General features: G+C 67.3%; 13 protein-coding genes. 6 read left to right on the forward strand and 7 right to left on the reverse strand.

The annotated features are described in order from the left end of the window. Window positions 1–43: 43 nt before the first annotated feature. The 6 genes from ABLE91_RS18585 to ABLE91_RS18610 all read right to left on the reverse strand — a co-directional run bounded on the left by ABLE91_RS18585 (window position 44) and on the right by ABLE91_RS18610 (window position 6,457). Entirely contained in the window at window positions 44–1,375 is a 1,332-nt protein-coding gene (locus tag ABLE91_RS18585) for an LLM class flavin-dependent oxidoreductase (protein ID WP_348933206.1), read from the reverse strand. Between the two features lie 173 nt (window positions 1,376–1,548). Beyond that, window positions 1,549–2,622, reverse strand: coding sequence for an LLM class flavin-dependent oxidoreductase (locus ABLE91_RS18590; protein WP_348933208.1), 1,074 nt, complete (start codon window positions 2,620–2,622; stop codon window positions 1,549–1,551). 33 nt (window positions 2,623–2,655) lie between these two features. Further along, on the reverse strand, window positions 2,656–3,885 hold the full coding sequence (locus ABLE91_RS18595; protein WP_348933209.1) for an acyl-CoA dehydrogenase family protein: 1,230 nt from the start codon (window positions 3,883–3,885) through the stop codon (window positions 2,656–2,658). 64 nt (window positions 3,886–3,949) lie between these two features. Then, window positions 3,950–4,966 carry an NrtA/SsuA/CpmA family ABC transporter substrate-binding protein gene (locus ABLE91_RS18600; RefSeq protein ID WP_348933211.1) on the reverse strand — a complete coding sequence of 339 codons (1,017 nt, stop codon included), beginning with the start codon at window positions 4,964–4,966 and terminating at the stop codon, window positions 3,950–3,952. Between the two features lie 28 nt (window positions 4,967–4,994). After that, entirely contained in the window at window positions 4,995–5,708 is a 714-nt protein-coding gene (locus tag ABLE91_RS18605) for an ABC transporter ATP-binding protein (RefSeq protein ID WP_348933213.1), read from the reverse strand. Next, complete coding sequence (locus tag ABLE91_RS18610) at window positions 5,705–6,457, reverse strand: ABC transporter permease subunit (protein WP_348933748.1); 753 nt, start codon at window positions 6,455–6,457, stop codon at window positions 5,705–5,707. Before ABLE91_RS18610 ends, ABLE91_RS18605 begins: the two co-directional genes overlap by 4 nt. A gap of 386 nt (window positions 6,458–6,843) precedes the next feature. Here ABLE91_RS18610 and ABLE91_RS18615 point away from each other — a divergent pair, with 386 nt between their 5' ends. From ABLE91_RS18615 to ABLE91_RS18640, 6 genes are all read left to right on the forward strand, one after another. Further along, entirely contained in the window at window positions 6,844–7,626 is a 783-nt protein-coding gene (locus tag ABLE91_RS18615) for an ABC transporter ATP-binding protein (protein WP_348933215.1), read from the forward strand. A gap of 1 nt (window position 7,627) precedes the next feature. Beyond that, window positions 7,628–8,467, forward strand: coding sequence for an ABC transporter permease (locus ABLE91_RS18620; RefSeq protein WP_348933217.1), 840 nt, complete (start codon window positions 7,628–7,630; stop codon window positions 8,465–8,467). A gap of 29 nt (window positions 8,468–8,496) precedes the next feature. Further along, window positions 8,497–9,564, forward strand: coding sequence for an ABC transporter substrate-binding protein (locus tag ABLE91_RS18625; protein WP_348933219.1), 1,068 nt, complete (start codon window positions 8,497–8,499; stop codon window positions 9,562–9,564). Between the two features lie 29 nt (window positions 9,565–9,593). Continuing rightward, the gene (locus ABLE91_RS18630; RefSeq protein WP_348933221.1) at window positions 9,594–11,012 is read left to right on the forward strand and encodes an LLM class flavin-dependent oxidoreductase; all 1,419 of its coding nucleotides are present in this window, start codon (window positions 9,594–9,596) and stop codon (window positions 11,010–11,012) included. Window positions 11,013–11,091: 79 nt separating this feature from the next. Beyond that, window positions 11,092–11,715 carry a cysteine hydrolase family protein gene (locus ABLE91_RS18635; RefSeq protein WP_348933223.1) on the forward strand — a complete coding sequence of 208 codons (624 nt, stop codon included), beginning with the start codon at window positions 11,092–11,094 and terminating at the stop codon, window positions 11,713–11,715. A 158-nt stretch (window positions 11,716–11,873) separates the two neighbouring features. Then, window positions 11,874–12,641, forward strand: coding sequence for a helix-turn-helix transcriptional regulator (locus ABLE91_RS18640; RefSeq protein WP_348933225.1), 768 nt, complete (start codon window positions 11,874–11,876; stop codon window positions 12,639–12,641). A 164-nt stretch (window positions 12,642–12,805) separates the two neighbouring features. On the opposite strand, the gene ABLE91_RS18645 is transcribed toward ABLE91_RS18640, so the two are convergent. Beyond that, window positions 12,806–13,312 carry a hypothetical protein gene (locus tag ABLE91_RS18645; RefSeq protein ID WP_348933226.1) on the reverse strand — a complete coding sequence of 169 codons (507 nt, stop codon included), beginning with the start codon at window positions 13,310–13,312 and terminating at the stop codon, window positions 12,806–12,808. Window positions 13,313–13,566: the final 254 nt, after the last annotated feature.

Genomic DNA, 13,566 nt, shown 5'->3' on the forward strand with positions numbered 1-13,566 from the left:
TTAATGTCGCGCCATCCATGTGGAATACCGCCATGCCCCTGCGTCATGTTCGGGGGAAGAATCGGTTCTCCGGCCGGGGCAAGCCGAGATGGTCCCGCAGCGTCGGGCCCTCATACTCCCGGCGGAAGATGCCGCGCCGCTGCAGCTCGGGAACCACCTTCTCCACGAAGGCATCGAGGCCGGCCGGCAAATAGGGGAACATGAGGTTGAAGCCGTCGGACCCCTCGGTCGTCAGCCATTCCTCCATCTCGTCGGCGATGGTCTCAGCCGTGCCCACGAAGGAGAGGCCGCCATAGCCGCCGAGCCTTTGGGCGAGTTGGCGCACGGTGAGGTTGTCCCGCTTGGCGAGCCCGATGGCGCGCTCCCGGCCGCTCTTGCTGGCATTGGTCTCGGGGATATCCGGCAGCGGCCCGTCGGGATCGAATCCAGATGCGTCCATGCCGAGCGCGATGGAAAGGGAGGCGATGGCATTGTCGTAATGGACGAGGCTGTCCAGCAAGGCGCGCTTCTCCCGCGCTTCCTGCACGCTGTCGCCCACCACCACCAGCGCGCCGGGCAGGATCTTCAGGTGGTCTCGGTTGCGGCCGATCTTCTCCATGCGGCCCTTCACGTCCGCATAGAAGGCGCGGCCGGCCTCCAGCGAAGTGACGGCGGTGAACACCATCTCCGCCGTCTCGGCCGCGAGCCGTCGCCCAGCGTCGGAGGCGCCGGCCTGGACGATCACCGGCCAGCCCTGGATGGGGCGGGCAATGTTGAGCGGACCGCGCACGGAGAGGTATTCGCCCTTGTGGTCGAGGACGTGCATCTTCTCGGGGTCGAAATAGATGCCGCTCTCCTGGTCGCGGATGAAGGCGTCGTCCGCGAAGCTGTCCCAGAGGCCGGTCACCACGTCATAGAACTCGCGCGCCCGGTCGTAGCGCTCGCCGTGGTCCATGTGCTCGTCGAGGCCGAAATTCAGCGCCGCGTCGGGGTTCGAGGTGGTGACGATGTTCCAGCCGGCGCGCCCGCCCGAGATGTGGTCGAGGGAGGCGAAGCGCCGCGCGATGTGGAAGGGCGCATCGAAGGTGGTGGAGGCGGTGGCGACGAGGCCGATGCGCTCGGTGGCGCCGGCGAGCGCGGAGAGCAGCGTGAAGGGCTCGAAGGAGGTGACGGTGTGGCTGCGCTTCAGCGCCTCCACGGGCATGTTCAGAACCGCGAGGTGATCGGCCATGAAGAATGCGTCGAACTTGCCGCGCTCCAGGGTCTGCGCGAAGCGCTTGAGGTGGCCGAAATTGAAGTTGGCGTCAGGGAAGGCGCCCGGATAGCGCCAGGCGCCAGTGTGGATGCTCACCGGGCGCATGAAGGCGCCCAGATGCAAGCGACGCGGAATGGCCATGGGGGACCTCGGAAAGCGTGCGGACGGAAGAGCCGCCGGGAGGCGACCCTCAACAAATGGTCATGGCATCCGCCAGTTGCCAGATAAGGAGAGCTGAGGCGTCCACCTTCCTTCCATAGAAGGCCCATGTCGGGGGCGGCTAGTCCCGACATTCATCGCGCCTGTCATCGGGGTCAGGACGAGGCTCGCGCCTTGGGAGAGGCGGCATCGCGTTTGACCCGTGGGAATATCTCCCGGGCAAACCGCGCCATCTCGGCCTCGAAGGGCTGAAACTGCAGCATGAACAGCTCGATGCCCAGCGCGTGGAACGCCTGGATGCGCTCGGCCACCTCGTCATAGCTGCCCACGAGCCCCGCCCCGGTGCCACCGTTGCTGCCCACGCGCGGCGCCTTGGCGAGGGTTTGGAGCATCACCACCTTGGGGTCGGTGTTCGCCCGCTGCACGGTCCGCACCGGCGCGTCCTTCGCGGCCAGGGCGATGAGATGCTCGTGCACCTCATGCGCCTCGGCGGCCGTCTCCCGGGCGATCACGAAGGCCGAAAGGCCGAAGCGCAGCGGCGGTGCCCGGCGCGGTCTGCGCCGGACGTCCGCGATTAGCGCCGCGACATCTTCCAGGGGTTGGCCGTTGATGAACCACACGTCCCCATGGTCCGCGACGAGGTCCCGGGCGGGTGTGGATTCCCCGCCCACATAGATGGTGGGGCGGGCCCGATAGGTGTTCCGGGGGAACAGGGCGCAATCCTTCAGGTCGAAGTTTTCGCTCTGGTGCGTCACGCTCTCGCCGGCGATGAGCCGGGAGACGATGGAAATCCAGTCGCGGCCATAGACGTAGCGGTCGTCGTGCTCCGCGAAGTTCAGGCCGGTGCGCTCGAACTCCACCTTGTTCCAGGCATTCACCAGATTGATGGCGAAGCGGCCCTTGCTGATGGCCTCGATCTGGAGCGCCATCTTGGCGAGCACGGCGGGGTGGAAGAGCTGGGGCTTGATGGCGGCGATCAGCTCGATGCGCGTGGTGAGCGCGGCGAGGGCTGCCGCGGCGGTCCAGGCGTCGAGCTGGTCGAAATCCGGCCGGTGCGGATTGAAGGTGTGCTGTGCGATGAGCGTTGAATCGTAGCCGAGCGCTTCGGCTTCCAGAACCAGGCGCTTGTTGCGCTCCCACGATGCGTCGAACGGCTCGTCGGGGTCCTGCAGGGCGGCGCGGGAGCCGTGGACGGCGGCCCAGACGCCAAAGCGAAGTGTCTCTGTCATGGTGTGATTCCGATGGGTTCCGGCAGGCGATGGTCAGAAGAAGCCCTGCGTGGGCAGCGGCGTGCCGTGCAGCTCGAAGTCGCCGATGGCGCGAGCCTTCAGCGCGCCGGGATTGTGCGTCGCCAGCGTGCGGGCATTGCGCCAATGGCGGTCGAGGTTCCGGCTCCTCTTGGTGGCGGATGCGCCGCCCACGTCGAACAGCCGGCTTCCGCTGCGTATGGTGAGGTCATCCACCACCAGCTTGGCCTTGGCGGCCGCAAGCGCCGCCGCGTGGGACAATTCCCGGTCCGGCTCGCCGCGGTCGCGGGCATCGGAGGCGAGGTCCTGGGCGTCCGCCGCGGCGAGAACGAGGGTCTCGGCTGCGAAGGCGTTCGTGGAAATCTCGCCGATTATCTCCTGGAGCAGGGGATCGTCCGCCGGGGCCGTGGTGGTGGCGTAGTAGAAGTGCCGGTCCTTGCGGCCGGTGAGGAGCGCCACGGCATCCGCCAGGATGTTGCGCAGGATACCGGCGACGATGGCCGTGACAAGAAGCTGGGCCAGGGTGTTGTTGTAGGTGGTGCCGTAGCCGATGCCGGGCGCGTCGAAGATCACCTCGTCCGGCTCCACGCGCACGTCACGGAAGTGGGTCGTGCCGGAGCCGGTGAGGCGCTGGCCCGCGCCATCCCAGTCATCCACCAGTTCGACGCCTTCCCGGTCTGTCGGGATGATCACCGAGGCCAGCTCATCGTTCGGGCCGGACACGCGCACCTGGACATGGTCCGCATAAAGCGTGCCGGTGCTGTAATATTTGGTGCCGTTGAGCCGGTATCCGCCGCCATCCGGGCTGAGCTTGGTGGCGAAGGGGCTGCCGCCCACCTTGGCGCTCCCAAGTTCGGCATTCGCGAGGCCCACCAGGGCACCGCCGGCGATGATCCCAGCCCACTTCGCCCGGTTCGGCACATGAAGCGGCCGCGCGAACCGGTCGACGAATGTGTAGTGGTTGCGCAGCGCGTGGGCGACGTTCGGGTCTGCCGCGGCGAGGCGGATGACCACCGAGAACAGCTCGCGCAGCGTGACGCCGCCCCCGCCATCCGCCTTCGGAAGGCGCAGCGCGCCGAGCTTCGCCTTCCGGATCAGTTCCATGGCCTCATAAGGGTGGATGCGCTCGCGGTCCCGTTCGGCCGCGCCTTCGGCAATGTGGGAGAGAAGCCGCTCCAGCGCCTCGGACTGCGGAGCGAGAGGGCCGTCGAAAGACGGGGCGAGGATGGGCGCGATCTGATTCATGAGGCTGCCATAGGTGAGAGGCGGGCGGGGCGTCTTCCCGCCCGGCCGCGTGCAGGGGGATCGGTCAGTCCAGCTTCGCCAGATGGTCCGTGACCTTGACCTTTTCCGGCAGCACCTTGCGCTCCGCCAGCCAGTCCGCCGCCGATTGGAGGTTGTTCAGGAACGCCTTGTCGTCGACGGAATAGATCACGTACTTGCGCTTCAGGCTGGCGAGGTGATCGCGCACCTGGTCGCTGTAGTCGCCTTTGGCCTGCGCGATGCGCTCGGCCTCCTGCGTGTTCTCGCTCGCCCACTTCGCCTCGGCGGCCAAGGCCGCGTTCACGGCGCGCACGATGTCCGGATTGTCCTGCGCGAACTGACGGCGGGTGAGCCAGGAGGTGAAGTCGATCTGGAAGTCGAGGTCGCGTTCCTCAAGGAACACGTCATGGGCCTTGTACTCGAAGCGGGCGATGTCGACGCCCGGGCTCCACATGGACCACGCATCCACCTTGCCGGAGGCCAGCGCCGGGGCCGCGTCCGGCGGGTTGAGATAGACGAACTTCACCTTCGAGCGGTCCACGTTGAACTTCTCGAGCGCGGCCACCAGCAGGAATTCGCCGAGGCCGGAGCGGTTCACGGCCACGGACTTGCCCGCGAGGTCCTGCACCTTGTCGATGCCCGAGCCGTCCTTGGCGATGATGGCGGTGGTGCGCGGGTCGTAGATCAGGAACTGGGTGAAGACGAGGGGCGAGCCGGCGATGATGGCGGCGAGCGCAGGCGTGGTGCTGCCGCCAAAGCTGAAGTCGGCGGTGCCGCCGGTCACGGCTTGCAGGGTCGGGGCATGGTTGGGGAAGGGGCCGAGCCATTCCACCTTGATGCCCTGGTCCGCCAGTGTGCGGTCGAGCACGCCGCGCTCCTTGGCGATGAGGCCGAAGCCGCTGAGGCCCCAGGTCAGCCGCGCCACGTCGGTCTTGCGGCCGGAGGGCTGAGCGGCATCCGCGCGCGAGGCTCCCGCCGTGCCCAGCGCGGCGAGGGCGCCGGCGCCGAGGGAGGCCTGGAGGAAACGGCGCCGCGAGTGGGGCGGGAGGAATGAGAAGGGCATCGGGTTTTTCCTTTGAAGGGAGAAAAGATCAGGCCGGCTCGTGCAGAGCCGCGACGCCGAGTTCGGCGAGCAGGTCGGCGCGTGTCGCGGCGGGCCCGCCTGTGCGCGGGGCGCAATGCTCCGCCGCGATGGCGCCGTCGCGCATCACCAGGATGCGATCGGCAAGGGCGATGGCCTCATCCACGTCGTGCGTCACCAGCAGAACGCCCGGCCGATGGCGCGCCACCAGCTCCTTGACGAGGCCGTGCATGCGGATGCGGGTGAGGGCATCGAGCGCCGCGAAAGGCTCGTCGAGCAGCAGCAACTCGGGCTCCTGCACCAAAGCGCGGGCGAGCGCCACGCGCTGGGCCTGTCCGCCGGACAGGTTGCGCGGCCAGTCGTCCAGCCGGGTGCCGAGGCCCACTTCCGTGAGCGCAGCCTCTGCCCGCCGGCGGGCGCCTTCTGGCGGCAGGCCGAGGGCGACATTGGCCCAGAGGGGTTCCCAGGGCAGCAGGCGATGCTCCTGGAACACCACCGCCGGCCGTTTGGGCGCGGAGATATGCCCGCTTTGGATCGCATCGAGGCCGGCCAGCGCCCGCAGGAGCGTGGTCTTGCCGCAGCCGCTTTCGCCGAGCAGGGCGACGAACTCTCCCTGCTCGATGCGCAGGTCGAGACCCTCGATCACCTTCCGGCTGCCATAGGCCCGCACGAGGCCCTGGACCACCACGGCGGCCTTGGGCGCGCTCTGGAACGGGGCGGTCATCGCGCGCGCTTCCCCGCATAGTTCGGGTGCCACGCCAGCAGCCTGCGCTCCAGCAGCCGGGCGATGGAATCCGCCAGCACGCCGATCAGCGCATAGATGGTGATGGTGAGGATGATGACGTCCGTGCGTAGGAATTCGCGCGCGTCCATGGCGAGAAAGCCGATGCCGGAATCCGCGCCGAGGGTCTCCGCCACCACCAAAGCCAGCCATGCGGTGGCGAGGGAATAGCGCACGCCGGTGAGCACAGAGGGCAGGGCGCCGGGGAGGACGATGCGGCGGATGGTCTGCCAGACCCCAAGCCCCTGGACCCGGGCCAGCTCCAAAAGCTTCGGATCGATCTGGCGGATGCCGAGGGTGGTGTTGATGTAGATGGGAAAGGCGACGCCAAGGGCGACGAGGAACACCTTCGCTCCCTCGCCCACGCCGAACCACACGATGACCAGCGGCAGCAGCGCAAGGAAGGGGATGGCGCGCACCATCTGGACGCTGCGGTCCACCAGGGCCTCGGCAAGGCGCGAGAATCCCACCAGCGTGCCCAGCGCAAATCCGACGCTTCCGCCGATGACGAAGCCCGTGGCGGCGCGCAGCAGGCTGATGCCGAGATCATGAAGGAGGCTGCCGGACAAAGTGAGCTTGAGGGCGGTCTGGGCCACCTTGCTCGGGGCCGGCATCACATGCGGGGGAAGCCAGCCGGACCGCGCAAGCAGTTCCCACACCAAGATCGCAAGGGCGGGCGCGAGCCATGACATGAGCAGGAAGGTCCGTGGCCCGATGGGGGAGGACGCCGGTTTTGGCTTCCTGGCAGCGGGTGTAGCGCGCGCGGGCGGCGAAGCCGAGATGGCGAGATTGTCGATACTGCTCAAGACACTTTCCTCGATCGAGAGGAAGTTGGGTTCGGATAATTATCCGGTGACGGCTGGAGCGATGGAGACCTGCGATTACAGGAAAGGTCGCCCCACAAGTCCTGTCAGTTAGGCCGACATCTTACCATTTCCACTTCTCACGCTCCGAACTCTTGCCGGTGCTTCGGAAATGCACGCGGATAATTTGTATTATTAAAGGATAGACATGTGAATTTTGTTAGTCAATAAATTCCATAGAAATTGTCGTATTTAGAAAATGGACCCTGCCGCCCATGTTCGAGTTCAGGCACGTCACGCACGAGTTCGCCGTCCGGTCGGGCGCGGCGACACGCGCGCTCGACGACATCACCTGCGACGTGCGGCCGGGTGAATTCCTCTGCATCATCGGCCCCTCGGGCTGCGGCAAGACCACGCTTCTCAACATGATGGCGGGCTTTACTCAGCCGACGCGCGGCGAGGTTCATTACCGGGGCGGGGCGATCACGGGGCCGGGGCCCGACCGCACGGTCATGTTCCAGGATTATGGTCTGTTTCCCTGGATGTCGGCGGCGGAGAACATCGCCTTCGGCCTCGCGGCCGAGGGCCTTCGCCGGTATGCGCTGGCGGCGCGGGTCCGGCGCTTCGTGGAGATGGTGCATCTCGCGGGATTTGAGGACCGCTACCCCGACCAGCTCTCCGGCGGCATGCGCCAGCGCGTCAGCATCGCCCGCGCGCTCGCGCCGGACCCTGATGTGGTTCTCATGGACGAGCCGTTCGCGGCGCTCGATTCGCTGACGCGCGACCTGCTCCAGGAGGAATTGCTCGGCATCTGGGCCGGCTCGGGAAAGACCTTCGTCCTCATCACCCACAATATCGAGGAGGCAATCTTCCTCGCGGACCGCATCCTTGTGATGCGCGCCCGGCCGGGGCGCATCAAGGCCAGCATCGACATCGACCTGCCGCGCCCCCGCGCCCCGGAAATGCGCACGCGGGACCCCGCCTTCCTGGCCCTGAAGGAGCAGGTGACGCGCCTGTTGCGGGAAGAGGTGCCGCACGATCTGGCCGGGGTGCAGTGACATGAGCGAACAGGGTTTTGTCACCGGGCCCCTGGCCCCTCGCGTTACGGCATCCGAAAAGCGCGGGTCCGCATGGGGGCCTTATCTCGCCGACCTCGGCGCGGCGGCGCGTCCCTTCATCCTCGTCCCCCTGCTGCTGCTGGCCTGGGAGGGGGGCGTCCGGGCCGGTCTCATCAGCCCCAATCTGTTCCCGCCGCCATCCGCCATCTTCAAGGCCCTCGCCGACCTTTCCGAGGCCGGCATGCTGTGGGGCGATGTTCTGGCGAGCGTGACCCGGGTGAGCATCGGGTTCGCCTTCGCCGCGCTCGCCGGCATCTCGCTCGGCTTGCTTCTGGGGCGTTCGCCGCGGCTCGCGGCCTACCTGATGCCGCTCATCGACATGGTGCGGCCCATCTCCGTCATCGCCTGGATCCCCATCGCCATCCTCTGGTTCGGGCTGGGGGACCGGCCCGCCTGGTTCATCATCGCGCTGGGCGCCTTCTTCCCCATCTTCACCAACACCTATCTGGGCGCGCGCTCGGTGAGCGAACTGCATCTGCGGGTGGCCCAGTGCTTCGGGGTCGGGCGGTTCGTCTTCGTGCGCAAGGTTCTTGTCCCCTCCGCGCTGCCCTACATCCTCGCCGGCCTGCGCATCGGGCTCGGCGCCGGGTGGATGTGCGTGATCGCCGCCGAGCTGATCTCCGCCACGTCGGGCCTCGGCTACATGATCCAGATGGCCCGCACCACCATCGAGACGGAGAAGGTGCTCGCCGGAATGGTGGTCATCGGCCTCATCGGCTTCGCCATGAACGGCGCGATGCTCTGGCTCGAGCGCGCCCTGACCCGCGGCGCCCGCGCCTGATCCCTTTCCCATCCAAAGGACACCACCCTATGCAGCGCAGATCCTTCCTTCTCGGCACCGGCGCCCTCATCGGCGGAGCGGCAGCCGGCGTCCTTCCCTTGCCCGGCATCATCCGCGCGTCCCACGCGCAGCAGCAGCCCATCAAGATCACGCTCGGCTACCAGTCCCTGTGGGCGGGCGGCGGGCAGATCTTCGAGACCCTGCGGCGCACCAACATCCTGGAGCTGAACGGCATCCAGGCCGACTTCAAGACTTTCACCTTCGGCGGCCCGCTGGGCGAGGCTGCGGTCGCCGGCAGCATCGACAACATCTTCGCCGCGGACGCGCCGACACTGCGCGCCATCTCCCGCATTCCCGGCTCCAAGGTGCTCCAGCGCACCCACGATCAGCGCTTCGCCATCGTCGTGCGGCCGGATTTCGAGGGCGGTCTTGCCGACCTGAAGGGCAAGCGCCTGTCCGGCCCTTTCGCCACCACGGTGTTCCCGCGCTGCGTCCAGGCCATCATCGCCGCCGGCGTGGCGGAGCCCTTCAAGCAGATCCGCATCATCAATCAGGACGTGGCGGAGCAGGCGGAATCCCTGCGCGGCGGCGTGGTGGATGCCGTCACCACCTGGGACCCCACCTACGAGCAGCTGATCCAGCAGAAGATCGGCAAGGTGCTGTGGCAGTCGCCGCAGGGCGCCTCCGGCATCCAGGCCCTGTCCGGCCCCTGGCTGGAGCGCAATGGCGAGGACGGCGCGGTGCGGTTCCTGAAGGCCTGGATCATCGCCACCTGGTGGACCTCCAACCATATCGCCGAAGCGGACGAGTGGTTCGGCAAGACCTCCCGCCTCAGCCCGGACCTGCTGACGGTGGCCGACAAGGCGGACCGCTACCTGCGCCAGCCCGTGCCCGACATCAAGACGCTGGACTTCACCATTTCCGGCGGGGAGATCGCCGACACCCAGCAGGTGCTCGACTTCCTCCACCAGCAGAAGCTCCTGACCAACCGGCTGGACGCCGCGCCCTTCTACGACAACGGCCCCCTGAAGCGCGCGCAGGCGGATGTGGCGGCGGGCCGGATCCCCGATCTGTCCAAGATCGCCGTGGTCGGCTGAACGCCGGCCGGAGGCAACGGAGACACAGCATGAGCACGCAGAAGCAACTGCGCTTCAACGCCTTCAACATGACGGCGCCGAGCCACAACTGGGCGGGCCTGTGGTCGCACCCGCGCGATGCGTCCATCAACTACAACACGCTGGATTACTGGGTGGACTTCGCGCGCACCGCCGAGCGGGACCTGCTCGACGGCATCTTCCTGGCGGACGTCTTCGGCGTCTACGACGTGCACGGGGGCAATGCGGACACTGCCATCTCCACCGCCGCGCAGCTGCCGAACGGAGACCCGACCCTGATCGTGCCCACCATGGCGCACGCGACGAAGCATCTCGGCTTCGGCGTCACCGCCAACCTCACCTACGAGCACCCCTACCAGTTCGCCCGGCGCTTCTCGACCCTCGACCATCTCACGGGCGGCCGGGTAGGCTGGAACATCGTCACGGGCTATCTCGACAGCGGGGCGCGCGGCATGGGGCATGCCGGCATCCGCGTCCATGACGATCGCTACGAAGCGGGGGAGGACTTCCTGACCGCCGCTTACAAGCTATGGGAGGGAAGCTGGGAGGACGACGCAGTGCGCCGCGACCGCGCCGCGAGGGTCTTCGCCGACCCCCGCAAGATCCACCGGATCACGCATGACGGCGCCTACTTCAAGGTGGACGGCATCCACCTCTCCGAGCCATCGCCGCAGCGCACGCCTGTGCTCTATCAGGCCGGAACCTCCAGCCGTGGCCGGCTGTTCGCGGCCCGTCACGCCGAGGCCATCTTCATCAACGGCCAGACGAAGCCCATCCTCGCGGAGGGAGTGCGCAAGATCCGCGAGGCGGCGAAAGCCTTCGGCCGCGCCCCCCACGATATCCTCACCTTCGCCGGCGCCACCGTGATCGTCGCCCCCACGCGGGCCGAAGCGAAGGATCTTCACGAGGAATACCGCCGCCATGTGGACGTGGCCGGCCAGCTCGCGCTGGTCTCCGGCTGGACCGGCATCGATTTCTCCACCTACGATCCCGACCAGGCCGTGGAATATGTGAAGAGCAACGCGATCCAGTCCATGGTCGAGAACCTGACCGTGCTCAGCGACCGGCCCATCAAGGTGCGAGACCTCGGCACGCTCGACTGGATCGGCGCCCGCTCCCCCTTCATCGTCGGCTCGCCCCAGGATGTGGCGGACGAACTGATCGGCTGGGCGCGCGACGCCGATCTCGACGGCTACAACCTGTTCCGGCTGGTGGTGCCGGAATCGCTCAACGCCTTCGTCGATCTGGTGGTCCCGGAGCTTCAGTCGCGCGGTGCCTTCAAGACCGAATATGGCGAGGGGACGTTGCGCGAGAAGCTGTTTCCGGGCCGCGGACCCCGGCTGCACGGAACGCATCCCGGCGCCGCTTTCCGCCATGTGGGCGGCGGCGCTGTGGATGCGAGCGGAGGCCGCCTTGCTGGTCAGCTTTGACGCGAAGGACCGCGCGCGTCGGCGCGCGCGGTATATGTTAGAGCGGGGCCAGATCGAGACGTCCCGGGAGCCCGACGCCATGAGCACCGACAATGTGGAACGCCCTCTGACCTTGCTGGACTTTGCGAATGCCTCCAGCCGTCCCCCTGAGTTCCAGGAAGCTGCCCTTATCCTCATCGACTATCAGCTGGAATACGTCACCGGCTCCTTGAGCCTGCCCGAGGCAAAGCCCGCGCTCAACGCAGCCCGAGGCCTGCTTGAGGCTGCGCGCCGGGGCGGCGCCGTCATTTTCCATGTGGTGCATCACGGACGGCCCGGCGGACGTCTGTTCGATCCCAAGGGGCGGTACGCAGCCGTCGCGCCGGAGGTTCAGCCGGAGGACGGCGAGGCCGTCATCTTCAAGGGACTGCCGAATGCCTTCGAGGGCACGGGCCTCCAGCAACAGCTCGCCCTCACCGGACGCAAGGAACTCATCGTTGCGGGGTTCATGACGCACATGTGCGTCAGCGCCACCGTGCGGGCCGCCCTCGACCTTGGCTACCGCAGCACGGTCGTCGCCGACGCCTGTGCCACCCGTGACCTCCCCGACCCTCTGGGTGGGGTGATCCCGGCGGACGCTGTCCATCGCGCGACCTTGGCGGGGCTGGGAGATCGGTTCGCCATCATTGTCCGCGACGCCTCGGAGCTTTCCGCACGCGTGTGAGCCGTCGCGCGGGTCAGCCACGCGCATGCATGCCGGCATTTCCTGCATGGCGGAACGCCGCCATGACGTGACGCTCGCCCTTCCATGCCAATTGCAGCTAAACGAAAGCTATGCAGTTGGCGCGCGAAGCGGGTCAAAGCCGCGTCGAAGGGAAGGCCATGACCGTCGAAACCATCCATCGTCTTTGGGACGACCTGTCCGACTTCGATGTCAGTCAGTCGGTGGCGGCGGCAGCGCATCTCATGGCTGCACTCTGCGGCGCATCGAACGCCTGGAACGGGACCTGGGCGGGAGCCATACGCCTCGCGGACGCGACGTGCCTGGACCCGCTTCAGGGCTGGCGCGTGGGAGCAGTCCAGGCGCTCCACGCCATCGAGCCCCACCCGGACGAGGGGCATTTCAAGGAGATCCTCCGCGTCTGGGACCGGCGCGAGATCGACCCCTCCTTTCTGCTGCCGATGCGCGGTGTCGGCACGTTCCGGACCTATTCGTTCCGCCGGGAATTGCCGGCCGAATGGTTCGCATCAGATTTTTACGCGCGTCATTACGGTTCGGTCGGCACCCACGATGCCGTCTTCGTCGCCTTTCCCCTCAACGACGATTGCGAATCCCATTTCGGCTTCTATTCGACGAGGACCTTCACCGACGAGGAGATCGCGCTGCTTGCCTATGCGCTGCGCGGCATCAAGTGGTTCCACCGGCAGCTTCTGCTGGGCTGCGGCCTGCTGCTGGCGTCCACGCCTTTGACCTCCACCGAGCGCGAGGTGCTGCAATTGTTGCTTACCAAGGCGCCGGAAAAGGAGATCGCCCGCAACAAGGGCATCGCCGCCTCGACGGCCCATCAGCATGTGACGAGCATCTTCCGCAAGTTCGGCGTGCGCAGCCGCGCCGAGCTGATGAGCCTGTGGCTCAACAGCGGCGGATGATCCGGCCGCCCGGCGCCCCCTCTATTTAGAGGATAGGAGGGACGAGAGCTTCGCGGCTATTTTCCGAAGTTGCGATTCTGGCGCAGGAGCCACCTTGCGCCGGGCGAAGCGGGCTGGAGAGGCGTGTCGCACGAGGGAGCCCTGGAGCGGGCGGTCCGCGTGCGCTAAACCGTCAATGGCGGTATGATGACGCCTCCCTTCTTGTTGAGGTTTCGCGCATATTCTCGGCTGGGATTGATTTGCGGGGCACTGAGATGCTGATGGGGTTCCGGGGCGCCAATGGGCAGCCAGATCCGGCTGTGCCGGGCGGCGTTTTCGTCAGTGTCGCTCACAAGACCAGCATCAGCCTCCTCCGCAAGCGAGCCATGCACTTGTCCTCGGCGACCTTCCTGGCCGGGGTGGTGATGTTGGCAGTGCCGCTTGCGCTGCACGCCCAGACCTTCGGAACCGACGGCGATCCGGGTGTCGGCCAGACTGGCGGAACCGGCTATGGCGAGGGGCTTTTCCCCGGTGGCGGCGGCAAACCCGCAGCTGGTCCGGGTGGTGCCGGGGCGGGAGGGGGCGGTGACGGCGGAGTAGGTCGCGGTACAGGCGGCGGTGGTGGTGGCGGCGTGGGAAGCGGCGGCGGCGGCGGAGCTGGCTACGGCAATGGAAATGGTAGCCAGGGCCAATCCAGTGTCGGCACAAATGGAGGCGCTGGCGGGCCGGGCGACGGGGGTGGAACAGGCGGTGGCGGTGGCGGTGGAGGAGGAACGGCCGCTACAGCCGCTGTAGGAAATGTCTCTTATACGGGAGGGCGTGGCGGCAATGGAGCGTCGGCTCCTGCCGGTAATTCGGCTGGCGGCGGGGGCGGGGGCGGAGGTGGAATCGGACTGGCTCTTACAGGCGGTGGTGCAACCACGATAACCGGGACGGCCGTTGTTTC

The sequence above is a fragment of the Aquabacter albus genome, from assembly GCF_040049275.1.
In the GTDB taxonomy this organism is placed as follows: domain Bacteria; phylum Pseudomonadota; class Alphaproteobacteria; order Rhizobiales; family Xanthobacteraceae; genus Aquabacter.

Coding starts and splice junctions, on each gene's coding strand:
- ABLE91_RS18600 (WP_348933211.1), bottom strand. CDS start 4,966: ATGCCCTTCTCATTCCTCCCGCCCCACTCGCGGCGCCGTTTCCTCCAG.
- ABLE91_RS18615 (WP_348933215.1), top strand. CDS start 6,844: ATGTTCGAGTTCAGGCACGTCACGCACGAGTTCGCCGTCCGGTCGGGC.
- ABLE91_RS18640 (WP_348933225.1), top strand. CDS start 11,874: ATGACCGTCGAAACCATCCATCGTCTTTGGGACGACCTGTCCGACTTC.
- ABLE91_RS18595 (WP_348933209.1), bottom strand. CDS start 3,885: ATGAATCAGATCGCGCCCATCCTCGCCCCGTCTTTCGACGGCCCTCTC.
- ABLE91_RS18635 (WP_348933223.1), top strand. CDS start 11,092: ATGAGCACCGACAATGTGGAACGCCCTCTGACCTTGCTGGACTTTGCG.
- ABLE91_RS18630 (WP_348933221.1), top strand. CDS start 9,594: ATGAGCACGCAGAAGCAACTGCGCTTCAACGCCTTCAACATGACGGCG.
- ABLE91_RS18620 (WP_348933217.1), top strand. CDS start 7,628: ATGAGCGAACAGGGTTTTGTCACCGGGCCCCTGGCCCCTCGCGTTACG.
- ABLE91_RS18605 (WP_348933213.1), bottom strand. CDS start 5,708: ATGACCGCCCCGTTCCAGAGCGCGCCCAAGGCCGCCGTGGTGGTCCAG.
- ABLE91_RS18585 (WP_348933206.1), bottom strand. CDS start 1,375: ATGGCCATTCCGCGTCGCTTGCATCTGGGCGCCTTCATGCGCCCGGTG.
- ABLE91_RS18590 (WP_348933208.1), bottom strand. CDS start 2,622: ATGACAGAGACACTTCGCTTTGGCGTCTGGGCCGCCGTCCACGGCTCC.
- ABLE91_RS18625 (WP_348933219.1), top strand. CDS start 8,497: ATGCAGCGCAGATCCTTCCTTCTCGGCACCGGCGCCCTCATCGGCGGA.
- ABLE91_RS18610 (WP_348933748.1), bottom strand. CDS start 6,457: ATGTCATGGCTCGCGCCCGCCCTTGCGATCTTGGTGTGGGAACTGCTT.